This window comes from Mesorhizobium sp. B2-3-5 (assembly GCF_006442395.1).
Taxonomy (GTDB): domain Bacteria; phylum Pseudomonadota; class Alphaproteobacteria; order Rhizobiales; family Rhizobiaceae; genus Mesorhizobium.
Genome location: NZ_VFVX01000020.1, coordinates 1 through 22554, shown reverse-complemented (window position 1 = coordinate 22554; position 22554 = coordinate 1). Strand labels below are relative to the sequence as shown.

At 63.4% G+C, this 22554-nt stretch carries 20 protein-coding genes; 13 read left to right on the top strand and 7 right to left on the bottom strand.

Translation table 11 applies throughout. The features are described from left to right. The first annotated feature begins 42 nt into the window (after positions 1 to 42). From FJ958_RS21050 to rpsA, 4 genes are all read left to right on the top strand, one after another. Entirely contained in the window at positions 43 to 417 is a 375-nt protein-coding gene (locus tag FJ958_RS21050) for a hypothetical protein (protein ID WP_140745131.1), read from the top strand. Further along, on the top strand, positions 417 to 1010 hold the full coding sequence (locus FJ958_RS21045) for a hypothetical protein (protein ID WP_140745130.1): 594 nt from the start codon (positions 417 to 419) through the stop codon (positions 1008 to 1010). Before FJ958_RS21050 ends, FJ958_RS21045 begins: the two co-directional genes overlap by 1 nt. 75 nt (positions 1011 to 1085) lie before the next feature. Further along, a complete protein-coding gene (cmk, locus tag FJ958_RS21040) occupies positions 1086 to 1733 on the top strand; it encodes a (d)CMP kinase (protein WP_140745128.1) in 648 nt (215 codons plus the stop codon). Positions 1734 to 1938: 205 nt separating this feature from the next. Next, a complete protein-coding gene (rpsA, locus tag FJ958_RS21035) occupies positions 1939 to 3636 on the top strand; it encodes a 30S ribosomal protein S1 (protein WP_140606777.1) in 1698 nt (565 codons plus the stop codon). Between the two features lie 107 nt (positions 3637 to 3743). Here the strand turns inward: rpsA and FJ958_RS21030 are convergent, their stop codons facing one another. The 5 genes from FJ958_RS21030 to FJ958_RS21010 form a co-directional block, all read right to left on the bottom strand. Continuing rightward, complete coding sequence (locus tag FJ958_RS21030) at positions 3744 to 4451, bottom strand: SDR family NAD(P)-dependent oxidoreductase (protein ID WP_140745126.1); 708 nt, start codon at positions 4449 to 4451, stop codon at positions 3744 to 3746. 127 nt (positions 4452 to 4578) lie between these two features. After that, entirely contained in the window at positions 4579 to 5376 is a 798-nt protein-coding gene (locus tag FJ958_RS21025; protein ID WP_181176457.1) for a capsular polysaccharide synthesis protein, read from the bottom strand. Between the two features lie 229 nt (positions 5377 to 5605). Beyond that, entirely contained in the window at positions 5606 to 7186 is a 1581-nt protein-coding gene (locus tag FJ958_RS21020) for a 5-guanidino-2-oxopentanoate decarboxylase (RefSeq protein WP_140745122.1), read from the bottom strand. Then, complete coding sequence (locus FJ958_RS21015; RefSeq protein ID WP_181176456.1) at positions 7183 to 7830, bottom strand: TetR family transcriptional regulator C-terminal domain-containing protein; 648 nt, start codon at positions 7828 to 7830, stop codon at positions 7183 to 7185. The genes FJ958_RS21020 and FJ958_RS21015 overlap by 4 nt, the downstream gene beginning before the upstream one ends. Next, a complete protein-coding gene (locus FJ958_RS21010; protein ID WP_140745119.1) occupies positions 7827 to 8699 on the bottom strand; it encodes a dimethylarginine dimethylaminohydrolase family protein in 873 nt (290 codons plus the stop codon). Before FJ958_RS21010 ends, FJ958_RS21015 begins: the two co-directional genes overlap by 4 nt. A gap of 210 nt (positions 8700 to 8909) precedes the next feature. Between FJ958_RS21010 and FJ958_RS21005 the strand changes: the two genes are divergently transcribed. The 6 genes from FJ958_RS21005 to FJ958_RS20980 all read left to right on the top strand — a co-directional run bounded on the left by FJ958_RS21005 (position 8910) and on the right by FJ958_RS20980 (position 14961). After that, positions 8910 to 9725, top strand: a complete 816-nt coding sequence (locus FJ958_RS21005) for an ABC transporter ATP-binding protein (RefSeq protein ID WP_140745117.1) — start codon at positions 8910 to 8912, stop codon at positions 9723 to 9725. Positions 9726 to 9779: 54 nt separating this feature from the next. Beyond that, entirely contained in the window at positions 9780 to 10577 is a 798-nt protein-coding gene (locus tag FJ958_RS21000) for a transporter substrate-binding domain-containing protein (RefSeq protein WP_140745115.1), read from the top strand. A gap of 203 nt (positions 10578 to 10780) precedes the next feature. Continuing rightward, on the top strand, positions 10781 to 11446 hold the full coding sequence (locus FJ958_RS20995; protein WP_140745113.1) for an ABC transporter permease: 666 nt from the start codon (positions 10781 to 10783) through the stop codon (positions 11444 to 11446). Further along, positions 11446 to 12255, top strand: a complete 810-nt coding sequence (locus tag FJ958_RS20990) for an ABC transporter permease (RefSeq protein ID WP_140745111.1) — start codon at positions 11446 to 11448, stop codon at positions 12253 to 12255. The genes FJ958_RS20995 and FJ958_RS20990 overlap by 1 nt, the downstream gene beginning before the upstream one ends. 85 nt (positions 12256 to 12340) lie before the next feature. Then, the gene (locus FJ958_RS20985) at positions 12341 to 13342 is read left to right on the top strand and encodes an Ldh family oxidoreductase (RefSeq protein ID WP_140745109.1); all 1002 of its coding nucleotides are present in this window, start codon (positions 12341 to 12343) and stop codon (positions 13340 to 13342) included. Positions 13343 to 13983: 641 nt separating this feature from the next. After that, positions 13984 to 14961, top strand: coding sequence for a complex I NDUFA9 subunit family protein (locus FJ958_RS20980; protein ID WP_140745107.1), 978 nt, complete (start codon positions 13984 to 13986; stop codon positions 14959 to 14961). A 35-nt stretch (positions 14962 to 14996) separates the two neighbouring features. Here the strand turns inward: FJ958_RS20980 and FJ958_RS20975 are convergent, their stop codons facing one another. After that, complete coding sequence (locus tag FJ958_RS20975) at positions 14997 to 16370, bottom strand: cytochrome P450 (RefSeq protein WP_140745105.1); 1374 nt, start codon at positions 16368 to 16370, stop codon at positions 14997 to 14999. A gap of 212 nt (positions 16371 to 16582) precedes the next feature. Here FJ958_RS20975 and FJ958_RS20970 point away from each other — a divergent pair, with 212 nt between their 5' ends. The 3 genes from FJ958_RS20970 (at position 16583) to FJ958_RS20960 (ending at position 21026) form a co-directional block, all read left to right on the top strand. Then, positions 16583 to 17152: an NADPH-dependent FMN reductase gene (locus FJ958_RS20970; protein WP_140745104.1), complete on the top strand. Its 570-nt coding sequence runs from the start codon at positions 16583 to 16585 to the stop codon at positions 17150 to 17152. Between the two features lie 254 nt (positions 17153 to 17406). Further along, positions 17407 to 19878 (top strand): DNA topoisomerase (ATP-hydrolyzing) subunit B, encoded by a 2472-nt coding sequence (gene gyrB / locus FJ958_RS20965; RefSeq protein WP_140745102.1) that lies wholly within the window; start codon positions 17407 to 17409, stop codon positions 19876 to 19878. 230 nt (positions 19879 to 20108) lie between these two features. Beyond that, on the top strand, positions 20109 to 21026 hold the full coding sequence (locus tag FJ958_RS20960) for a hypothetical protein (protein ID WP_140745100.1): 918 nt from the start codon (positions 20109 to 20111) through the stop codon (positions 21024 to 21026). Positions 21027 to 21117: 91 nt separating this feature from the next. Here the strand turns inward: FJ958_RS20960 and FJ958_RS20955 are convergent, their stop codons facing one another. Beyond that, positions 21118 to 22515 carry an NAD(P)(+) transhydrogenase (Re/Si-specific) subunit beta gene (locus FJ958_RS20955; protein WP_140745098.1) on the bottom strand — a complete coding sequence of 466 codons (1398 nt, stop codon included), beginning with the start codon at positions 22513 to 22515 and terminating at the stop codon, positions 21118 to 21120. Between the last annotated feature and the right edge of the window lie 39 nt (positions 22516 to 22554).

The window sequence follows — 22554 nt, the reverse complement described above, 5'->3', positions numbered from 1 at the left end:
AAGGGCTGACCCTTCAGTCTCAAACGAGTATTGGGGAGCGCCATGAATATTCTGGTTTCGATTTTACTTGCGATAGTAGCGGGCGTAGTTTTGACCATCGCGAAGGCGATATCAGTTGCCAAGATGATCAAAGAACGCACCTATTCATGGGTGCGCCTTGGTGTGATCACGGCGCTTTGGATCGCGCTCACGCTACCAAGCATGGCTTCTTCGTGCGGAGCCATCGGCTGCGCATATGGCCTGCATTTCGGATGGATGCTTCAACCCTTCGAAGCCAACACACCATCGAATGCCATATTTCTGGCGATGGGTGGCTATGCGATCCTTAGCGTGTATTTTTTCGGGCACATATTGGGTTTGGTATTCTCTCTTTTTAGAGCAAACTCAAGCCCCGCTCGAGACTTGGATGAGCCCTGATGCGAAGTGGAAATAAAACAGATGATGGGTTCGTGATCGTTTCCTTTCGTAGAGGAGCCGAAGCCTACAAGATTACTCCCGAGCAGTATGATTTCGTAAGAAGACGATTTTATCGAGAGTATTGGGCTGCGATCCTGACTACAATCCCACTTGGAGGCCTCTTCCTTCTTTGGTGGGGCGGATACCTCGCTACACATTGGCTCTTGCTCGTGGCAATAATTTACGTGACGGGCAACACGGCATTGAGTATCGCCCGCTTCAGAGCGATTGCTCAGGTGAAACGGTTCTCCTCCATCTCTTCGGTGCCGGTCGAATTTCCCGGCATGTCTGATGTCAGGGCAATTCTCCTCAAAGCGTGGCGATCCGTAAGCGACATCCACCTCGTCAGCGGAGCGCGGCTGACAGGGCTGTTTTTCTTTTCGGGCGTCATCGTCCTGGTCGCGGGATTGCTCGGCTTAGACAACGATGGTCCGAGACCCGAAAGCGATTCGCTCGCCCTGCTATTTTTCACCATTGTCACCGGCGTTCTTTTCCTCACATTTTTGAAAGAACGCCGGCGCCGAAAAGAGAGCGCCCAATCTGCGCAGTCGTAGTTTGCGGATCGACAAAAGTTCGCGCATACCGCTAACGACAATTGCGCCTCGCATCGGGTTTACCAAAAGGTCTGTATGAAGCCGTTCACCATCGCCATCGACGGACCAGCCGGCGCCGGCAAGGGCACCCTCGCCCGGCGGCTGGCCGACCACTACCGGCTGAACCTGCTCGACACCGGCCTAACCTATCGCGCGGTCGCCCATGCCTTGCTTCAGGTCGGCCTGCCGCTCGACAATGTCTCGGCGGCAGAGACCGCGGCGCGCCAGGTCGATCTGGCAAAGCTCGACCGTGCGGTGCTGTCGGCGCATGCGGTCGGCGAGGCGGCCTCGAAGGTCGCGGTTTTCCCGACCGTGCGGCGCATCCTGGTTGAAAAGCAGCGCGAATTCGCCAAGACCCCGCCGGGCGCGGTGCTTGACGGCCGCGACATCGGCACCGTGGTGTGCCCCGACGCCGACATCAAACTCTATGTGACGGCGAGTGCCGAGGTGCGGGCACAGCGCCGGCTGGCCGAGATCGAAAGCATCGGCGGCACGGCCAATTTCGCCGAGATCCTCGCCGACATCCAACGCCGTGACGAGCGCGACATGGGCCGCGCCGACTCGCCATTGAAGCCGGCAGCCGACGCGCACTTGCTTGATACCAGCGAAATGGCTATAGAAGCCGCGTTTCTCGCGGCCATGGCTGTTATAGACGACGTGCTGGCCAAGAGAGACAAGGCCTGATCCGGGTTTTCTCCCGCGTTTCCGTTGCCGGAAGCGAAGAAAATACCCATATCGGGCACGAACCAGCCTGCCAGCATTCTTCATGCGCCGGAATTGCCGCTTGAAAAGCGGCCCAGGGCTTTTGAGCCCGGAACGCCGGCAGGCCAACGCAACGCTAACCCACGGCGCCCGTCCCGCTCGAGATGCGGGGCACCCAGGAGAAACAATGTCAGCTGCAAATCCCACTCGCGACGATTTCGCGAGCCTGCTCGAAGAATCATTCACCACCGGCCACTCCGGCGAAGGTCAGGTCGTCAAGGGCACGATCACCGCGATCGAAAAGGACATGGCCATCATCGACGTCGGCCTCAAGGTCGAAGGCCGCGTGCCGCTGAAGGAATTCGGCGTCAAGGGCAAGGACACCACCCTCAAGGTCGGTGACACCGTCGAAGTCTATGTCGAGCGCATCGAGAACGCGCTTGGCGAAGCGATGCTGTCGCGTGAGAAGGCCCGCCGCGAAGAGAGCTGGGTCCGTCTCGAAGAGAAGTTCACCAAGGGCGAGCGCGTCGAAGGCGTCATCTTCAACCAGGTCAAGGGCGGCTTCACCGTCGACCTCGACGGTGCCGTGGCCTTCCTGCCGCGCAGCCAGGTCGATATCCGCCCGATCCGCGACGTCTCCCCGCTGATGCACAACCCGCAGCCCTTCGAGATCCTCAAGATGGATCGCCGCCGCGGCAACATCGTGGTGTCGCGCCGCACCGTGCTCGAGGAAAGCCGCGCCGAACAGCGTTCGGAAATCGTGCAGAACCTCGAAGAAGGCCAAGTTGTCGAAGGCGTCGTCAAGAACATCACCGATTACGGTGCGTTCGTCGACCTCGGCGGCATCGACGGCCTGCTGCATGTCACCGACATGGCATGGCGCCGCGTCAACCATCCGACCGAAATCCTCAACATCGGTCAGACGGTCAAGGTGCAGATCATCCGCATCAACCAGGAAACCCACCGCATCTCGCTCGGCATGAAGCAGCTCGAGAGCGATCCGTGGTCCGAGATCGGCACCAAGTTCCCGATCGGCAAGAAGATCAAGGGCACCGTCACCAACATCACCGACTACGGCGCGTTCGTCGAGCTGGAGCCGGGCATCGAGGGCCTTATCCACGTTTCGGAAATGTCGTGGACCAAGAAGAACGTGCATCCCGGCAAGATCCTGTCGACGACCCAGGAAGTCGACGTGGTGGTGCTCGAGGTCGATCCGGCCAAGCGCCGCATCTCGCTCGGCCTCAAGCAGACGCTCGAGAACCCGTGGGAAGCCTTCGCTCGCAACCATCCGGTCGGCAGCCAGGTCGAAGGCGAGGTCAAGAACAAGACCGAGTTCGGCCTGTTCATCGGCCTGGAAGGCGACGTGGACGGCATGGTGCACCTCTCCGACCTCGACTGGACCCGTCCGGGCGAGCAGGTTATCGAAGAGTACAATCGCGGCGACATGGTCAAGGCGCAGGTGCTCGACGTCGACATCGACAAGGAGCGCATCTCGCTCGGCATCAAGCAGCTGGCCCGCGACACGGTCGGGGAAGCGGCGACTTCGGGCGAACTGCGCAAGAACGCCGTCGTCACCTGCGAAGTCATCGGCGTCAAGGATGGCGGCCTGGAAGTGCGGCTGGTCGACAGCGGCATCGAGACCTTCATCAAGCGCTCGGACCTCAGCCGCGACCGCGACGAGCAGCGCCCCGAGCGCTTCACCGTCGGCCAGAAGGTCGATGCCCGTGTCATCGCCTTCGACAAGAAGACCCGCAAGCTGCAGGTCTCGATCAAGGCGCTGGAAATCGCCGAGGAAAAGGAAGCGGTCGCCCAGTATGGCTCGACCGACTCTGGCGCTTCGCTGGGCGATATCCTGGGTGCCGCGCTGAAGAAGCAGGGCAACTAAGTCCTTCGCAAAGCGAAGTCCTTCGCTTAGTCCAGAATGACAAAAACCCCGCCGGAGCGCTCCGGCGGGGTTTTTCTTCGGCAAAAACCGGTTCGGCCGAGGGGGAGCTACGCCCGGCCGTAGAGCGGCACCAACGTTCCGCTCATCGCCTGGTTGGCCGGAGAGGCGAGGTAGGCGATGGCTTCGGCGGCCGCTTCGAGGCTGACCCATTTGGTGAAATCGGCATCCGGCATGTCGGCACGGTTTGCCGGTGTGTCGAGCGTCGAGGGCGCCACGGCGTTGACCAAGATGCCCTTGTGCTTGAGCTCTTCAGCCATCGCCACCGTCATCGCAGCGACCGCCGCCTTGCTGGCCGCGTAGGCGACCATGCCCGCGCCCCGGCGAGGCTCCAATGCCGCCCGCGCAGCGACATTGACGATGCGGCCGGCAGTGCCTGATGCCAGCATCGAACGCACCGCGGCGCGGCTGCACAGGAAGGTGGTGCGGGCGTTGGTGTCCATCATCTCGGCAAAGGATGCCGATTCGATCTTTTCCACTGGCGCCATGGCAAAGCCGCCCGCCAGGTGGATCGAACCCCAGAGGCCCGGAACCTGGCTGTAGAACGCCTCGACCTTGGCGGAGTCCGAAAGATCGACATTGTGCGCCAGCTTGACGTTGTCGTGCGTGGTGAAGGGGAAGTGCGAAGGCGCCGCTGCATGCGCGTTCGGCACGTGGCAGATCACGCCCTGTTCCAGCAGCCTGCCGACCACCGCGCCACCGAGCGCGCCGGTTCCACCGGTTACAACGATATGCCTGCCTTCAAGTGTTTCCGTCATCCTAGGACCGCTCCTGTCTTTTTATGGTTATGTCGCTTGTTTTGCCGCGCCGACGCGAAGCGTCGCCCCTTTCGGGCGATCACTCAACTGATATCTCGACATGGCAGCCGTTGCGTCTTTGCATGCGTCAGGACGCCGGCCAGCCCGAAACGATCGCATCCCACAGCAGATGCTCACCGACGGCTGGGCGCTGCTCGTGATGCGTGAGCTTGTGCAGCCAGAAACCATCAAAAAGGGCGTGATGGATGGCCTCCTCGAACGGCTCGAAGAGCCGCCACTGCAATTCGTGCGGCCGGTCCGCGCCAACCTGCGGCATGCGCAGGAAGTCGCGCCGCAACGGGCGGTGCAGCAGGAGCGAGGCTTCGAAGTGGTAGGGGAACATGAAGTAGTCGTGCAGGGCGTCGTACTTCTTCCAGTAGTCGGCGAGGCCGTGCAGCACCGTCTCGACCAGCGGGTGCCCCTTGCGGGCATGAATGAACCAGGTTTCCACAAGCCGCGGATGACGATTGGTCTCGCGCAGAATGTAGAAATCCTCGCGCTCGATTTCGGGCGGCACCGGCTGCCGGAGCAGGATGGTGGCATCGAGCCATGTTCCTCCGTGCCGGGAGAGCAGGCTCAGGCGAATGAAATTGGAGAAATGCTGGCTGTTCATCAGCCCGCGCCGCCGCTTGTCCCAGACATGGCCGGGCAAATCGATATGGCCCTCCACGGTCTTGTCGTCGAGCACGACAAGTTCGCGCGAACCCTTGTGGCGCGCGACCGAGCGCAGGCATGCCTTGACCAGTGGCGGGGCCTGGTCGGCGCCTTGCGCCCAGTATTGCCAGATCGGACCGAGGCCGCCGGTCGGCGTGCTGGCGGAGCACCAATGCGAATGATCGACCGCCACGCGCCGGGCGCACCGCTTCTTCTTTCGCGCGAGCGTCATGCAAAGCTTCGCCGCGGTCTTCCTCACGGGCCAAGGCAGCTCAGGCGAGGATGCCGCCCAACGCAATGGTGCGAGATGAGGAAATGTCAGCGGATCGCGAAAGGACGCCTGTTCCTTGAAAAATGACATGGCCGGCCGATGGTTGAGACACGCCTTTAGAGCGGTTCAGCATTTGTTAGAATCGCTGACCCGCTCCAGCTCTCTGTTTCTACGCTGACGCAGCCGACACTCAGTCGACCGAGATTTCGATGACGCGCGGCAGTCCCGTTGCCCGGGCGTGCTTCAGCGCCTGCGGCAAGGCGTCGATATTTCCCAGCCGTTCGGCACCGATGCCATAGGCCTCGGCCAGCTTGCAGAAATCCGGCGGCGCCGGCGACACGCCGACGGGTTCCACGCCGACATCGAGCATCGAGGTCTCGATCTCGCGATAGCCTCTGTTGTTCCAGACCACGAAGATGACCGGCGCCTGGGCGTCGAGCGCCGCACCAAGTTCGGGCAGCGTGAACTGGAACCCGCCGTCGCCAGTCAGGCAGACAATTGGTGCATCGGGCATGGCAAGGGCTGCACCGATGGCCGCCGGTGGGCCATAACCAAGCGCGCCGAAGCCGGTGGCGGCGTTGAACCAGCCGCCCGGCCGGTCGTGATCGTAGTAGAGGTTGGCGGCATAGATCGGCTGCGTCGAATCGCCGACGACGATCGCGCCCGGCAAGGCGTCACGGATCATTTCCACGGCATGCACCTGCGCCACATAGGCGGGGCTCAGCTCGGCAAAAGCCGCCTTCCGTGCCTCGGCTGCGCGCCTCTGGCCGTCCGGCGCGGCGGTATGAGCTGCGCCGATCGCGGTGAGCAGGGCCTCGATCGCCTCGGCACAATCGGCCTGGATGGCGACCGTCACCGGACGGCGCGCAAGCTGGTCGGCGCCGATGTCGATGCGGATCAGATTGGAAGGCAGCACAAAGCCGCCATCGCCATAGCCGTCATAATCGGTCGGGCCGAACTCCGTGCCGGCGGCAATCACCAGATCGGCCTCGGCCATCAGTGCACGAACCGCCTTCAGGCTGGGACTTGCCGGCACGCAGAGCGGGTGGCGGTGCAGCAGGCCACGCGCATTCGTGGTCTCGACCACCGGCGCGCCCAGTCTTTCGGCCAGGCGTTGCAGCGCCGCCTCGGCCCGCTTGGCGCCGCCGCCGGCCAGGATCAGCGGGCGGCGCGCGGCGGCGATGAGTTTGGCCGCGCTGGCAATTGCCCCGCCCTCCGGAGCAGGCGGCGCCGCATTGCTCAGCAGTGCCGCGATGTCGTCCGCCGGCTTGACCATGACATCGGTCGGAATCTCGATATGCACCGGACCTGGTCGCGACGATGAAAACAGGGCGAAGGCCTGGGCTAGCGCGCCCGGCAATTCGCTGGCCTCGGTGATGCGCTGCGACAAAAGCGCCACCTTCTCCATCATGCCACGCTGATCTGGCAGTTCGTGCAGGAAGCCAAGCCCCTTGCCCAGCGTCGGCATGGCGTTGACACCCGAGATGACCAGCATCGGCACCGAATCGGCGCGCGCCTGGCCCATGGCGGTAAGGGTGTTGGTCAAGCCCGGGCCGGTGATGACGAAGGCGACACCCGGTCTGCCGCTGGCGCGGGCATAGCCGTCGGCCATGAAGCCGGCGCCCTGTTCGTGGCGCGGCGTGACATGGCGGATTTTCGAGCGCGCCAGCCCACGGTAGAGCTCGACCGTGTGGACGCCTGGAATGCCGAAGACCGTGTCGACGCCATGGGCTTCGAGCAGCGTGATGAGGGCTTCGCCGAGTGTGGTCATTGGTTTTCTCCCCTTTCCGGCGCGAGGCCGAGCTCGGCCTCGATAGATTTGATGCCGATCGTCGCCAATTCGCCAGGCGAGAACATTTCGCCAGCCAGGCAGCCTTCCACCCAGAGCCCGTCGATGATCGCGTTAATCGCAATGGCGTGATGGCGCAGCTGGCTTGCGTCCGTGTCGCGCTGTTCGGCGGCGAGCACCTCGGCCACGACGGCTTCCACCTCGTTGCGAAAGCCAAGGTAACCTTCGCGGTGGGCGCGAGCCAGGCTCGGGTCCGAACCGGCGCGGCCGATGAAGGTTGCCCAGAGCGAAAACACCCGCGCATCGATGATTGGCGCATTGAGGTTGGCTGTGACGAAAGCCGCAAGGCGTTTGCGCGGCGAGGCCTCTTCCATGACCAACGCCGCTTTCGCCTGCTCGGTCATGCGGCCCATCAGCGCTGCATAGGCTTCCTGCAGCAATTCTTCCTTACCGGGGAAATAGTGCCGGATCAGCCCGGCGGTGACGCCGGCGCGCAATGCGATGGTGCGCAAGGTGGCGCCCTCCAAGCCGTGTTCCGCCACGCTATTCAGGGTCGCTTCGATCAAATCCTGCCGCCGTCGCTCCTCGCCCTCGCGACGGAACTTGCGGCGGGACGGCGTATTCATTGGCGCAGGATCGGCCGCGTCAGGCATGTTGGCCCGCCTTCGCAGGCGATGCAGAGTGCATCCGCCTCGAAGATTTCTACGGTGCACCCGGCAGCCTCCATGGCGGCTTTGGTCTTGGGAAAGCCTGCAACGGCAATGACCTTGTGCGGGCTGGTCGGCAGCACGTTCAGGCTGAGGCCGTTGGAGGCGGCAAACTCTCCGGCATCACCCTCGACCAGCCGGATGCCGCGCGCCTTCAGCATTTGATAGAAGGCGGCCGGCAAAAGCGGTGAATAGACCAATGCGAGGTCGTCGGCCAGCGGGCTGATCACCGACATCAGATGCAGGCACGCCTCTTCCCCTTGCCACAGCGGCAGGTCAAAGCCGTAGACTGAAATGCCAAGCGGCGTCAGCAGGTTGGAAACCTGCTGGATGCCTTCCTGGTTGGAGCGGACACCGCGCCCGATCGCCAGCGTGCGGGCATCCACCCATACACAATCACCGCCTTCGACCTGGCCGGGAGCCTCGACGCGGCCGAGGATCGGAATGCCCAGTCTTCCGTAGGTTTCCTCATGCAGCGAGGGCTCGCTGGCGCGCAAGGGCTTGCCCATGGACAGAATAAGCGCGCCGCGGTCGGTCATCAGCGATGGGTCGTGCGTGAACACCGAATCCGAAAGGCCATCGGCCTTGTCCTCGATCCATTCGATTTCAGCGCCGGAAGCCGCCACCAGTTCAGCAAGGACGGCGTGCTGCAATGCCGCTTTCGCCGGATTGAATCCCGGGCCATAGTGCCAGGCAGCCCCCTCGGCGTTGCGCATGGCGTTGGCCGCCGACCGCATCAGAACGCGTCGCAGCGGCGCCGCCATGGACTGTGATCCGAAAGCGTTCATCGAAGCCCTTTTAGCTGAAAAAAATGGAGAAAATTTCATGGAGCGCTATTTATACACTTGCACAACAAGCTCGCAAGTGCCGTAATGAGCGGGATTGACGGGCTCGCGCTGTTGGGTCCATGCTGAGGTCTAGAGCGGGGCAGTACAGCGTATGTTGATTAGCCGGGTAGACGTTCGACAAATTGCCGTCGACCAGATGAAGGTCACCCGGTGAGCGCGGTGAGAGCTGCCGCAATCTCATCCGGCGAGGTGCTTAATGGCGCCGCTGAAGCTATCCATGTCGAGAACCTGCACAAGAAGTTCGGTGAACTGCATGTGCTGAAGGGCGTGTCGCTGTCGGCACGCGATGGCGAGGTGATCGCCATCATCGGCGGTTCCGGCTCCGGCAAATCGACGCTGCTGCGCTGCATCAACTGCCTGGAAAACCCGACCAGCGGCATCATTCGCGTCAATGGCGAGGAGATCAAGCTGAAGGCGGACAGCCACGGCCACACCGTTCCGGCCGACCGCAAGCAGATCGAGCGCATCCGCTCCAAGCTCGGCATGGTGTTCCAGAACTTCAATCTGTGGAGCCACATGACGCTGATCGAGAACGTCATCGAGGTTCCGGTGCATGTGCTGGGGGTCAAGCGAGACGAAGCGATCTCACAGGCCGAAAAGCTGCTGGCGCGCGTCGGGCTCGCCGAAAAGCGCGACGTCTATCCGGCCTATTTGTCGGGCGGCCAGCAGCAGCGCGCCGCGATCGCCCGCGCTCTGGCCATCAATCCGCGCGTCATGCTGTTCGACGAGCCGACCTCGGCGCTCGACCCGGAACTGGTCGGCGAGGTGCTGAAGGTTATCGGCGACCTCGCGCGCGAAGGCCGCACCATGGTGCTGGTCACCCACGAGATGAAGTTCGCCCGCGAGGTCGCGACCCATGTCGTCTATCTCTACAACGGGCTGGTCGAGGAAGAAGGCCCGCCGGAGCAGATCTTCGGCGCGCCGAAATCCGAAAGGCTCAAGCAGTTCATCCGCAACATCGGCTAGGAAAGCCGGGACGGAAGAAAACCGGGAACCAACAACAAACTGGGAGTTGTAAAAATGAAGACTGTTCTGAAGACATTCGCCGCGGCGCTGCTGCTCGGCGTCGCCGCCATGGGCGTGGCCAAGGCGGATCCGGTCAAGATCGGCGTCGCCGCCGAGCCCTATCCGCCCTTTACCTCGCCTGACGCCTCCGGCAAATGGGTGGGTTGGGAGATCGACTTCGTCGACGCCGTGTGCGCCGAGGAAAAGCTCGACTGCGTCATCACGCCTGTCGCCTGGGACGGTATCATCCCGGCGCTGACGACCAAGAAGATCGACCTCATCGTCTCGTCCATGTCGATCACCGGCGAGCGCAAGAAGACCATCGACTTCTCGGACAAGTATTATAACACGCCGACGGCGATCATCGGACCGAAGGACCAGAAGTTCGGCGCCACGCCGGACGACCTCAAGGGCAAGGTGCTCGGCGTCCAGGTGTCGACCGTGCACGCCGTCTACGCCAAGAAGCACTTCGGCGGCACGGCTTCCGAGATCAAGGAATACCAGACCCAGGACGAAGCCAACAATGACCTTGCCGCAGGCCGCCTCGACGCGGTGCAGGCCGATTCCATCGCGCTCGGCGAATTCCTCAAATCCGACCAGGGCAAGGCCTGCTGCGACCTGAAGGGCATGGTGGCTCCGGACGATGAAGTGCTCGGACCAGGCGTCGGCGCGGGCGTGCGCAAGGAAGACACCGACCTGAAGGAAAAGATCAACGCCGGCATCAAGGCCATCCGCAGCAACGGCAAGTATGACGAAATCTCGAAGAAATACTTCAATTTCGACATTTACGGCGGCTCGCCACAGTCGAACTAAAACCCTCGCACGGGCGGAGGGCATGACCGAAGAGCCATGCCCTCCGCCCTACCTTTCCCACGCATGCATGCCGCCGGCCGCTGGCGCCGGCGGATAGAGCCAGCACTCCGGGGGCGAAGCTGATTGACGCGTTTCTTCCGGCCTCGGCGGCCGGTATCATCGAACTCCTCTCGCCCGCGCCCGTCGGCTGGGGCGGGACCCTCATGGTCGGGCTGCTGCATTCGCTCGAGATCGCCGTCGGGGCCACTTGCGTTGGACTTTTGATCGGCATCTGTGGCGCCTATGGCAAGCTCTACGGCGGCCCGGTAGTGCGCGATCTGTTGGCCGTCTATACGACCATCGTGCGCGCCGTGCCCGAACTGGTGCTGATCCTGCTGCTCTACTACGCCGGCACCGACCTGATAAACCAGGTGCTGACGGCGATGGGCTATCAGCGGATAGACATCAGCGGACTGGTGGCCGGCATCGCCGTGCTCGGCTTCGTCCAGGGCGCCTATTCGACCGAGGTGATGCGCGGCGCCATCCTCGCCATTCCGCAGGGTCAGATCGAAGCCGCGCGCGCCTACGGCATGTCTCCCGGTCTTCTGCTGCGGCGCATCACATTGCCGGCGATGCTGCCTTTCGCCATACCCGGCCTTGCCAATCTGTGGCTGATCGCCACCAAGGATACCGCTCTGCTGGCCGTCGTCGGCTTCTTCGAGCTGACACTGGCGACGCGGCAGGCGGCGGGCGTGACCAAGGCTTATCTGATATTCTATCTCGCGGCGGGTGTGCTCTATCTGGCGGTATCGCTGTTCTCGAACCTGATGCTTGGCCGCCTCGAGGCCTGGTCGAGGCGCGGCATGCCTTCGGTCAAGGACGCGCGCTGATGGCCAGCGAAGCGACCGTCATCAATATGGTGGCGCGCACATCGCTGTGGCTGCAGCCGCATCGCATCGTGCTGATCCTGGTCGCGCTGGGGCTGGTGCTGTCGGCTGTCTTCTTCATGCGCTGGGACTGGTTGCCGCAATATTATGAAATGGGCTTACTCGGCATCTGGCGCTCGCTGTGGATCCTGGCCGTTACCTGCGCGCTCGGCTTTTTGATCGCCGTACCGGTCGGGATGGCACAGGCAGCCGGTTCGTTCTGGTTCTCGGCACCCGCCAAGGTCTTCTGCACCATCATTCGTGGCACGCCGCTGCTTCTGCAATTGTGGCTGCTCTACTACGGATTAGGCTCGCTGTTTCCGCAATATCCGTGGATTCGCGAGTCTTGGATGTGGCCTTATCTCAGACAGGCATGGCCCTATGGCGTGCTGGCGTTGACCCTATCCTTCGCCGGTTATGAGGGCGAAGTGATGCGCGGTGCCTTTGCCGGGGTGCCCAAGGGCCAGCTGGAAGCCGCCCGCGCGTTCGGCATGAGCCGCTGGAAGATCTTCCGGCGCATCTGGCTGCCACAGGCCTTCTACCGGGCGCTGCCGACGCTGACCGGCGAAACCGTGCTGCAGTTGAAGTCGACGCCGCTGGTTGCGACCATCAGCGTGATCGACATATTCGCCGTCTCGTCGAAGGTGCGGCAGGACACGTATCTCACCTATGAACCCTTGCTTCTCCTGGCGTTGATCTACATGACGATCACCGGCATTCTCGTCTTCACCTTCGGCAAGATCGAGGCGCGGATTCCGAACAAGATCGGCTAGGTTTTAGTCAGTAGTCAGTAGTGGCAGCTGGCCACTCCTATCCTTATCACCACTGACTACTCACCACTCACCAGAGGCAACGACGATGCAACTCAGTCTCGACCAGGCAACAGGATTGTGCCGGATGGCGGCGCTCGGCGCCGGCGCCAACGAAGAAGCCGCGCAATCGCTCGCGGCGTCCATCGTCGCCGCCGAGGCGGAAGGACTTGCCAGCGTCGGCCTGACGCATTTCATCGACTATCTCGAAGCGCTCGAGGCCGGCCGCATCGACGGCAATGCCGATCCGGTCATCACCAGGCCGGCGCTGGCCGTTTATCTGTCCGACGCGCGTGGCGGATTGGCGCATACGGGCTTCGACCGCACGATCGACGATCTTGCCAAGGCGGCACGACTGTTCGGTGTCGCCATCTTTTCGCAGAAGAACGCCTATACATGCGGCGCGCTCGGCTACTTCACCGGCCGGCTGGCCGCACAGGGACTGGTGTCGTTCGCGGCCACCAACGGCCCGGCCGTGCTTGCTGGTTCCGGCTCGGTCAAACCGGTCTATTGCACCAATCCGATGTCGTTTGCCGCGCCCGCCGCCGATGGCGCGCCGCTGGTCATCGACCAGTCGTCGAGCGCTACCGCCTTCGTCAATATCCGCAAGGCGGCCGAAGACGGCAAGAAAATCCCTGAAGGCTGGGCGCTGGACGCCAGCGGCAACCCGACCACCGATCCGGCGGCCGCCATGAAGGGCGCCATGCTGGCCTTCGGCGGCCAGCGCGGCGCCAATATCGCGCTGATGGTCGAAGTGCTGGCGGCCGGCCTGTCGGGGGCCAACTGGTCGCTCGACGCGCCATGGTTCAGCGGCGGCCCGGACAGCCCCGGAACCGGCCTGTTCGTGCTTGCCGTCGAGCCGAAGCTGCTCGATCCGGATTTCGAACAGCGGATGAAGGGCCACCTGGACCGTCTTCGCCGCCGCTACGGCGTGCATGTACCGGGGCGGGCCCGGGCCGAGGCGGCCGAGAAGGCGCAGGCACGCGGCATCGCCGCGCCCAAGGCGGTGGTGCAGCGCATTTCCGAATTCGCCGAGCGCTATTCGGCCTGAATTCCAGCGAACGAATGCCCGGACCGGTGCTGTGCCTTTGCGACGGTGCCTTCGCCTAGCCGTCCAAGGATATTCGAACTGCATGGCGACAAAGTCGGCCGTACGCGCGTAGCGAGCCGGAGACCAGCCACGCGCCACCCGATCTCATCGCGGAGGAAAGCGGCTTCGGCGATGCCGGGCGCATACGCCGGGCTTTCCCGAGAAGCTTTGGCCAGCCCCGCGGGCGCTGGGACGCGCGGCGGCTGGCGTGACCGCCTCATAGTCATTGAACCAGAAAGCCAACTGCCGACGGTGTGCGGTTTTTTCCGCGCCGCTGAACCTTTCCGGCTGTCGCGGCGACACATGCCTGTCCGGGTCGGGTTTGCCCGGCCGGTGCCTTCAGGTCGAATGTGTCCAGGGCTGGGGCGGGCGTGCTTGCTTCACGCCGTCTTGATGCCGTCTCAGGTCAGGCCGCCTCGTTGGACCCTGTTTTCGGCGCGAACGTCACCCGGAAAACCCCGCTTCGGCGGGGTTTTCTGCGTTCCTGGAATTGCTCGAAAAACAAGCGGGACAGCGACGACGCGTCGCCCTTTGCCTTTGACGCAAAACGGACTATGAAACGGCTTCAGCCAAGCCATCTGGAAAGTGCGCCGGAGCCCGCCATGACAGAAATCCTGCAGACCCCAAAGCTCGTCGTCGTCTTTGGCGGGTCAGGCTTTGTCGGCCGCCATGTCGTGCGGGCGCTGGCCAAGCGCGGCTATCGTATCCGGGTCGCCTGCCGGCGGCCCGATCTTGCCGGCCACCTGCAGCCGCTCGGCAATGTCGGCCAGATCCAGCCGGTGCAGGCCAATGTGCGCGTGCGCTGGTCGGTCGACCGCGCCGTGCAAGGTGCCGACCATGTCGTCAACCTCGTCGCCATCCTGCACGAAAGCGGTCGGCAGAAATTCTCCGCCGTGCATGAGTTCGGCGCCCGCGCCATTGCCGAGGCCGCGTGCTCCGTCGGCGCCGGGTTCACCCATATTTCGGCGCTTGGCGCCGATGCGAACTCCGAATCGAACTACGCGCGCACCAAGGCACTTGGCGAGAAGGCCGTGCTGCAGACGATCAGCGACGCCGTGATCTTCCGGCCGTCGATCAATTTCGGGCCGGAAGACAGTTTCTTCAACCGCTTCGCCGGCATGGCGCGCTATTCGCCGGTGCTGCCGCTGATCGGCGGTGGCCGGACCAAGTTCCAGCCGGTCTATGTCGGCGACGTCGCCGAAGCGGTGGCGCGCTCGGTCGACGGCAAGGTCGATGGCGGCCAGATCTACGAGCTTGGCGGCCCCAATGTGCTCACCTTCAAGGAGTGCATGCAGGAGCTGCTCAGCGTGATCGAGCGCAGGCGCCTGCTGGTGCCGGTGCCGTGGTGGGTGGCCAACATCCAAGCTTCGATCCTCGGGCTCTTGCCCAACCCGCTGCTGACCAAGGACCAGGTGATGCAGTTGCGCGAGCACAACGTCGTTTCGGAAGCCGCGGCCAAGGCCAACCGGACATTGGCGGGACTTGGCATCCAGCCGCAATCGATCGCGACGATCCTGCCGAGCTATCTCTGGTGCTTCCGCGCCGCCGGCCAGTTCCAGCAACGCAGGCCCGCCGTATAATTTCCTGAGAGGTCCTACCTCTCAATGACGGCCTCTCAATGAGGGCGAGCTGTGACCTGCATGGGCAAGCCGCCTTGCGGTTGCGTCGTCAGCTTTTGCACCGGCCAGGGCTTGGTCTCAGCCGTGGTATCGAAGCGGAAGCGTGACAAAAGGATGGCGAGCGCGATGATCGCCTCCTGCATGGCGAAACTGGCGCCGATACAGACGCGCGGCCCCGCGCCAAACGGCAGATACTGGAAGCGATCGATCTTTTCACGGTTTCCCGGGTGGAAGCGCTCGGGCAGGAAGGCATCGGGCCGGTCCCACAGCTTCCTGTGACGATGGACGACCCAGGGCATGACCAGCACGGCCGCATATTTGGGGATGTAAAGATCGTTCCACATCTCCGGCTCGATCGGCTCGCGGTTGATGGAGGGCGCCGGCGGATAGAGCCTGAGTGCCTCGTCGAAGGCGGCGCGTGTCAACGGCATGGCGTCGAGCCACTTCGTCGGATCGGATTCGCGCGCCAACACCTGGTCGATCTCCTGCTCGACCCGGTCGCGCTCCCAAGGCGATTCGGCAAGGCAATAAAGCGTCCAGCCAAGAGCGCGCGCGGTCGTCTCATGGCCGGCACCGATGAAGGTGATGATGTTGTCCTCGACTTCCGAGCGCGTCAGCCCCTCCGGGCCCTCGGCCTTGAGCAGCAGAGTCAGGAAATCCTGCGGCGCGGCATCGGGATCGCGCCTGACCTTCTCCTCGCGCATCTTGACCGTGTCGGTGACGATCTTGCGGAAATAGGCCATGGTCTTGCGGCCGCGGATGCGGGTCAGCCGAGGCAGCCAGTCGGGCGCGCGCAGCAGGTCGAGGGGATCGACGCGTCCCATGGTCTCGAACAGGCGGTCGATCTCATTGGCAAAACTGCCCGGCTCTCCTGATATCTCGCCGGAGAACAGCGTCTCGGCCAGGATGTCATAGGTGAGCAGCGTCATGTCATGGGCGATATCGGACGTGCCGCCCGCTTCGTAGCGCGTGACGAACTCCAGCGTGCGCTTGAGCATCGGCTGAGCGAAGCCGAAGATGTGGCGTGGCGTGAACACGGGCGCCATCGCCTTGCGTGACCGCCTCCAGACCTCGCCCTCGGCGGTCAGCAGGCCATCACGCAGGATCGGCCGCAGGATCTTCTGGCGCACCGTGGCCATCCTGTAGTTCTTGGCATTGTCGACCAGCACGTGGCGGATGAGACCGGGATCGTTGGCAATGACCAGCGGCCCGCCGACGCCGTTCACCGAAATCCACGGTTCGTTGTAGGTCGGCTCGCCCCACAGTTCGAGCGGATTGCGGTAGACGATGCGGATCATCTCCAGCGTCGAAGGCGGCGACGTGCGCGGCTTTGGCGCGGGAGGAACGAAGGGGGCGGGCTGAGTGTCCATGAAAGGCTCCGCTATCGCCGTTAATGTAGTGACTGGCAATCCGGGCGTCCATGTGACTGAACGGCAGACCGAACCGCGGCAGCAGGAGACGCGAAGGCAGACAGTCCGTTCATCCGATCGTGACCATTCCGCCAAAGGTCCTACCTTGTCCGCCGGAATGGTCTGCCGTAGGGACAGCCACCAACAGATACCGCCAAACTAAGGAGCCCTTCTTGAAGCACCAGTTGAACATCGTCATCGGCAGCACGAGACCCGGTCGCGCCGGCCCGGTTTTTGCCGAGTGGCTGGAGAGATTCGCGCGCGAGCACGGGAAATTCGCGCCAGTACTGACCGACATTGCCGCGTTCAAGCTGCCGGTGCTGGATGAGCCGCATCATCCGAGGCTTGGCAACTACCAGAACGACCACACCAAGGCCTGGTCGAAGGCGATCGACGCCGCCGACGCCTTTGTCTTCGTGGCGCCGGAATATAATTATTTCGCGGCACCCGCGATCGTCAACGCGATCGACTATCTGGCGCGTGAATGGAAATACAAGCCTGCCGCCATTTTCAGCTATGGTGGCGTCTCCGGCGGTCTGCGCGCGGCGCAGGCCCTGAAGCCGCTGCTGACCTCGGTGGGCATCATGCCGATCCCGGAGGGCGTCGCGCTGCCGATGTACCAGAAACTGCTTGATGAGAACGGCGCCTTCAACGCCAGTGAACAGGTGGCTGGCGGCACCAGGACGATGCTGGACGAGCTGCTGCGCTGGAGCGAGGCGTTGCAACCGATGCGCGCCGGCTGACCTGACGCTGGAGCTCGACCGGGCCGGGCGGCTGGCGCCGCGCTGGAAGTTCATGATCACGTTTCTCGGCGACCGTGTGGCCAAGGCGAATAGAGCCCGGCGGGAGCCGGCCCAGCACAGCCGGCTCATCCCCGGGGAAATGCCCGCAAACCTTGGAAAAACCGCCTTTAGCGCCTATATCTAGGCTATATCAGACGCGCGATTCGGGGGCGATTTTTCGCGTTGCGCTAGCGGCCTCTAGACAACAGGTTTTCATGAGCGATCAAACTGAGAACGCCAACGGCGCTGAAGCCGAATACGGCGCCGATTCCATCAAGGTTTTGAAGGGCTTGGACGCCGTCCGCAAACGTCCCGGCATGTATATTGGCGACACCGACGACGGTTCGGGCCTGCACCACATGGTTTATGAGGTGGTGGACAACGCCATCGACGAGGCGCTGGCCGGCCATGCCGACCTCGTTTCGGTAACGCTCAATCCCGATGGTTCGGTCACCGTCATCGACAATGGCCGCGGCATTCCCACCGATATCCACCCCAGCGAGGGCATTTCGGCGGCCGAAGTGATCATGACGCAGCTGCATGCCGGCGGTAAATTCGACCAGAATTCCTACAAGGTGTCGGGCGGCCTGCACGGCGTCGGCGTCTCGGTGGTTAACGCGCTGTCGGCCTGGCTGAAGCTCAAGATCCGCCGCAACGGCCAGATCTACGAGATGAGCTTCACGCATGGCAACGCCGACGCGCCACTGAAGGCGACCGGCAGCTACGAGCAGGACAAGCGCCCTGGCACCAATGAGGGCCGCAGCGGCAGCGAGATCACGTTCTTTCCGTCGGCCGAGACTTTCACCATGGTCGAGTTCGACTTTGGCACGCTGGAGCATCGGCTGCGTGAGCTCGCCTTCCTCAATTCGGGCGTGCGCATCGTTCTGACCGATGCCCGCCATGCCGACATCGTGCGCCATGAACTGCACTATGATGGTGGCCTCGAAGAGTTCGTCAAATATCTCGACCGGGTCAAGAAGCCGCTGATCGAGAAGCCGATCGCCATCCGGGCCGAGCGCGACGGCATCACCGTCGAAGTGGCGATGTGGTGGAACGACAGCTACCACGAGAACGTGCTGGCCTTCACCAACAACATCCCGCAGCGCGACGGCGGCACCCATCTCGCCGGCTTCCGTGGCGCGCTGACCCGTCAGATCACCGGTTATGGCGAATCCTCGGGCCTGACCAAGAAGGAAAAGGTCTCGTTGATCGGGGACGATTGCCGCGAAGGCTTGACGGCCGTGCTGTCGGTCAAGGTTCCCGATCCGAAATTCTCCTCGCAGACCAAGGACAAGCTGGTTTCCTCGGAAGTCCGCCCGGTGGTCGAAGGACTGGTCAACGAGGCGCTGGGCACCTGGCTGGAGGAGCATCCGACCGAGGGCAAGGTGGTGGTCGAGAAGGTGATCCAGGCCGCGGCGGCGCGCGAAGCCGCGCGCAAGGCCCGCGACATCACCCGCAAGACCTCGCTGGGCGTCACCTCCCTGCCCGGCAAGCTGGCCGACTGCCAGGAGCGTGACCCGGCAAAATCGGAAATCTTCATCGTCGAGGGTGACTCGGCGGGCGGCTCGGCCAAGGGCGGCCGCTCGCGCCAGAACCAGGCCATCCTGCCCCTGCGCGGCAAGATCCTCAACGTCGAGCGCGCGCGCTTCGATCGGATGCTGAGCTCCGACATGATCGGCACGCTGATCACCGCGCTCGGCACCTCGATCGGCAAGGACGAGTTCAACGCCGACAAGCTGCGCTACCACAAGATCATCCTGATGACCGACGCCGACGTCGACGGCGCCCATATCAGGACCTTGCTGCTCACCTTCTTCTTCCGGCAGATGCCTGAGCTGATCGAGCGCGGCCATCTCTACATCGCCCAGCCGCCGCTCTACAAGGTGACGCGCGGCAAGAGCTCGCAATACATCAAGAACGAGAGCGCCTTCGAGGAATTCCTGATCGATTCAGGCTTGGAGGAGGCCTCGCTTACGCTCGGCTCGGGCGAGGTGCGGACCGGGCAGGATCTGCATGGTGCCGTCGACGACGCGCTGGCAGTGCGCCAGCTCATCAACGGCCTGCACACGCGCTACAACCGCAACGTCGTCGAGCAGGCGGCGATCGCCGGCGGCCTCAACCCCGAAATCTTCAATGACCTTGCCCGCGCCAACGCCATGGCGGAGCGCATTGCACAACGTCTCGACATCATCGCCGAGGACACGGAGCGCGGCTGGACCGGCCGCATGTCGACCTCCAATGAGGGCAGCGGCGGCTATGTGTTCGAACGCACGGTGCGCAGCGTCAAGGAATACGCCCATCTCGACATGGCGCTGATCAATTCGGCCGACGCCCGCCAGCTCGACCGCTACGCGCAGCGTCTCAGCGAAGTCTATGGGACGCCGCCGGTGCTGCGCCGCAAGGATGTCGCCGAAACCGTTTCGGGACCGCTGGCGCTGCTCAACGCCGTCTTTGCGACAGGCCGCAAGGGACTGACCATGCAGCGCTACAAGGGTCTCGGCGAAATGAATGCCGAGCAGCTCTGGGAAACCACGCTGGACCCGAACGTGCGTTCGCTGCTGCAGGTCAAGGTCAGCGACGCGACGGACGCCGACAGCCTGTTCTCGCGCCTGATGGGCGACGAAGTCGAGCCGCGACGCGAATTCATCCAGGACAACGCGCTGTCGGTGGCCAATCTGGATATCTAGGATCTATCCTTGTCTTTTAAGATCGGCGCACCAGGTGCGCCGATCTTGTCTCGAACGCCAACCAAACATTTCATAAGCCACTGGAACGGAAGACCATCCGGGACATTGTGACACCATCGATCACGATTTCTCAGGAGGCATTCATGGGTCGCGGCATTCTGCTCTGGTTGCTTGGGGTTCCTATCCCGATCATCATCCTTATCATGCTGTTCGCGCGATAGGGGGCCGTCATGCAGTCCACCCTGTCGGCTATCGATGTTCCCGTTTCAACCGAATCCTCCGCCTCGGCGATCAGCTGGGGTCCGATCATCGCCGGTGCTTTCGCGGCATCGACGTTGAGCTTCATATTGATGCTGCTCGGCTCCGGGCTAGGGCTGACCATGGTTTCGCCCTGGTCTGGCTCAGGCGCCTCGATCACCACCTTCGCGGTCTCGACCGCGGTCTGGCTGGTTGTGGTGCAATGGCTGTCATCGGGCGTCGGCGGCTATCTCGCGGGACGGATGCGCACCAAATGGGTCGATATCCACACGGACGAGGTGTTCTTTCGTGACACCGCACATGGATTCCTGGCCTGGGCACTGGCAACGCTGCTCGTCGTCGGGGTGCTTGGCTCGGCGCTGACATCGATGCTGGGCTCGGGCGTGCAGGCAGCGTCAACGGTGGTATCGGGTGCTGCGATGGGTGCATCGGCCGGAGCCGCCGGCAATGCCGGCTCGGCATCCGCCGACAATGCGACCTCCTATTTCGTGGATTCGCTGTTCCGCCCGGCCGATCCGAGCAAGCTCGCCGCCGCCAATCCACAGAACGACGCGGCCGCCGCATCGCAGGCGTCGCGCATCCTGATCGCCAGCGCCGCGGCGGGCGAAGTTTCGGCCGACGACAAGACCTATCTGTCGCAGCTGGTCGCGGCCCGCACCGGCCTGTCCGAGGCCGACGCCAAGGCAAGGGTCGATGCGATCCTGGCGAAGGCCCAGGACGCTAAGGTCAAGGCCAAGCAGGCGGCGGACACCGCCAGGAAGGCAAGTGCCACCTTCGCGCTGCTGGGAGCGTTGTCGCTGGTTGTCGGCGCCTTCATCGCCAGCGCTGCGGCGGCGTTGGGCGGCAGGCAGCGCGACGAGGAGGAAGCGGTTTTCCTGACCAGCCGCTGAGCGTCCGTTCTCAACCCAGGACAAGAGGAAGCCCGGCGTCGAGCCGGGCTTTCCGTACCTATGCTTTGTGCCTTTCGCCGGTCGCCTGAGATCAGTGATCCATGGCCTTGACGATTTCCTCGGTCATCTTCTTGGCGTCGCCGAGCAGCATCATGGTGCCGTCCTTGTAGAACAGCGTGTTGTCGATGCCGGCATAGCCGGAGCCGAGCGACCGCTTGACGAACAGGCAGGTGCGCGCCTTGTCGACATCGAGGATGGGCATGCCGTAGATGGGCGACGACTTGTCGTCGCGCGCGGACGGATTGGTGACGTCGTTGGCGCCGATGACATAGGCGACGTCGGCCTGCGCGAATTCGGAGTTGATATCCTCCAACTCGAACACCTCGTCGTAAGGCACGTTGGCCTCGGCGAGCAGCACGTTCATATGGCCGGGCATGCGGCCGGCGACCGGGTGGATGGCGTATTTGACGTCGACGCCATTGGCCTTGAGCTTGTCGGCCATTTCACGCAGCGCGTGCTGCGCCTGCGCGACCGCCATGCCATAGCCGGGCACGATGATCACCTTCTGGGCGTTCATCATCAGGTAGGCGGCGTCGTCGGCCGAGCCCTGCTTGACCGTGCGCTCGATGCCGTCGTCAGCTGCCGCCGCCGTTTCGCCGCCGAAGCCGCCGAGGATGACCGAGATGAAGGACCGGTTCATGCCCTTGCACATGATGTAGGACAGGATCGCGCCGGACGAACCGACCAGCGCGCCGGTGATGATCAGCGCCAGATTGCCCAGCGTAAAGCCGAGCGCCGCAGCGGCCCAGCCCGAGTAAGAATTCAGCATCGACACGACGACGGGCATGTCGGCGCCGCCGATCGGGATGATCAGCAGCACGCCCAGTACCAGCGAGGCGGCGACGATCAGCCAGAAGACCAGCTTCGATTCCGTGGTGACCAGAAGCACGATCAGCACGACCAGCGCTGTGCCGAGTGCGGCGTTGATGAAATGGCGGCCGCCGATCATGATCGGCTTGCCGGACATGCGGCCATCGAGCTTGAGGAAGGCGATGACCGAGCCCGTGAAGGTGATAGCGCCGATGGCCACACCCAGGCTCATCTCGACCAGCGCCTGGGCATGGATGTCGCCTGCCGTGCCGATGCCGAAGCTTTCCGGTGCATAGATCGCCGCGGCCGCCACCATGACGGCGGCGAGGCCGACGAGCGAGTGGAAGGCGGCGACCAGCTGCGGCATCGAGGTCATGGCGATGCGGCGCGCGGTAACGGCGCCGACACCGCCGCCAATGGCGAGGCCGAGCACGATGAGGCCGAAGCGGCCGGCGGAAGGGGTTGCCAGCGCCAGCGTGGTGGCGAGGGCGATGCCCATGCCGATCATGCCGTAGAGATTGCCCTGGCGGCTGGTGGTCGGGTGCGACAGGCCGCGCAGCGCCAGAATGAACAGGATGCCTGAGACCAGATAGAGGAAGGAAGCGAGATTGACGGTCACGTCACTTGTCCTTCTTCTTGTACATGGCCAGCATGCGCT

Excerpts from the sequence above, each read along its gene's own strand:
- FJ958_RS21050 (WP_140745131.1), top strand. The coding sequence starts at position 43 with ATGAATATTCTGGTTTCGATTTTACTTGCGATAGTAGCGGGCGTAGTT.
- FJ958_RS21045 (WP_140745130.1), top strand. The coding sequence starts at position 417 with ATGCGAAGTGGAAATAAAACAGATGATGGGTTCGTGATCGTTTCCTTT.
- cmk (WP_140745128.1), top strand. The coding sequence starts at position 1,086 with ATGAAGCCGTTCACCATCGCCATCGACGGACCAGCCGGCGCCGGCAAG.
- rpsA (WP_140606777.1), top strand. The coding sequence starts at position 1,939 with ATGTCAGCTGCAAATCCCACTCGCGACGATTTCGCGAGCCTGCTCGAA.
- FJ958_RS21030 (WP_140745126.1), bottom strand. The coding sequence starts at position 4,451 with ATGACGGAAACACTTGAAGGCAGGCATATCGTTGTAACCGGTGGAACC.
- FJ958_RS21025 (WP_181176457.1), bottom strand. The coding sequence starts at position 5,376 with ATGACGCTCGCGCGAAAGAAGAAGCGGTGCGCCCGGCGCGTGGCGGTC.
- FJ958_RS21020 (WP_140745122.1), bottom strand. The coding sequence starts at position 7,186 with ATGACCACACTCGGCGAAGCCCTCATCACGCTGCTCGAAGCCCATGGC.
- FJ958_RS21015 (WP_181176456.1), bottom strand. The coding sequence starts at position 7,830 with ATGAATACGCCGTCCCGCCGCAAGTTCCGTCGCGAGGGCGAGGAGCGA.
- FJ958_RS21010 (WP_140745119.1), bottom strand. The coding sequence starts at position 8,699 with ATGAACGCTTTCGGATCACAGTCCATGGCGGCGCCGCTGCGACGCGTT.
- FJ958_RS21000 (WP_140745115.1), top strand. The coding sequence starts at position 9,780 with ATGAAGACTGTTCTGAAGACATTCGCCGCGGCGCTGCTGCTCGGCGTC.
- FJ958_RS20995 (WP_140745113.1), top strand. The coding sequence starts at position 10,781 with ATGGTCGGGCTGCTGCATTCGCTCGAGATCGCCGTCGGGGCCACTTGC.
- FJ958_RS20990 (WP_140745111.1), top strand. The coding sequence starts at position 11,446 with ATGGCCAGCGAAGCGACCGTCATCAATATGGTGGCGCGCACATCGCTG.
- FJ958_RS20985 (WP_140745109.1), top strand. The coding sequence starts at position 12,341 with ATGCAACTCAGTCTCGACCAGGCAACAGGATTGTGCCGGATGGCGGCG.
- FJ958_RS20980 (WP_140745107.1), top strand. The coding sequence starts at position 13,984 with ATGACAGAAATCCTGCAGACCCCAAAGCTCGTCGTCGTCTTTGGCGGG.
- FJ958_RS20975 (WP_140745105.1), bottom strand. The coding sequence starts at position 16,370 with ATGGACACTCAGCCCGCCCCCTTCGTTCCTCCCGCGCCAAAGCCGCGC.
- gyrB (WP_140745102.1), top strand. The coding sequence starts at position 17,407 with ATGAGCGATCAAACTGAGAACGCCAACGGCGCTGAAGCCGAATACGGC.
- FJ958_RS20960 (WP_140745100.1), top strand. The coding sequence starts at position 20,109 with ATGCAGTCCACCCTGTCGGCTATCGATGTTCCCGTTTCAACCGAATCC.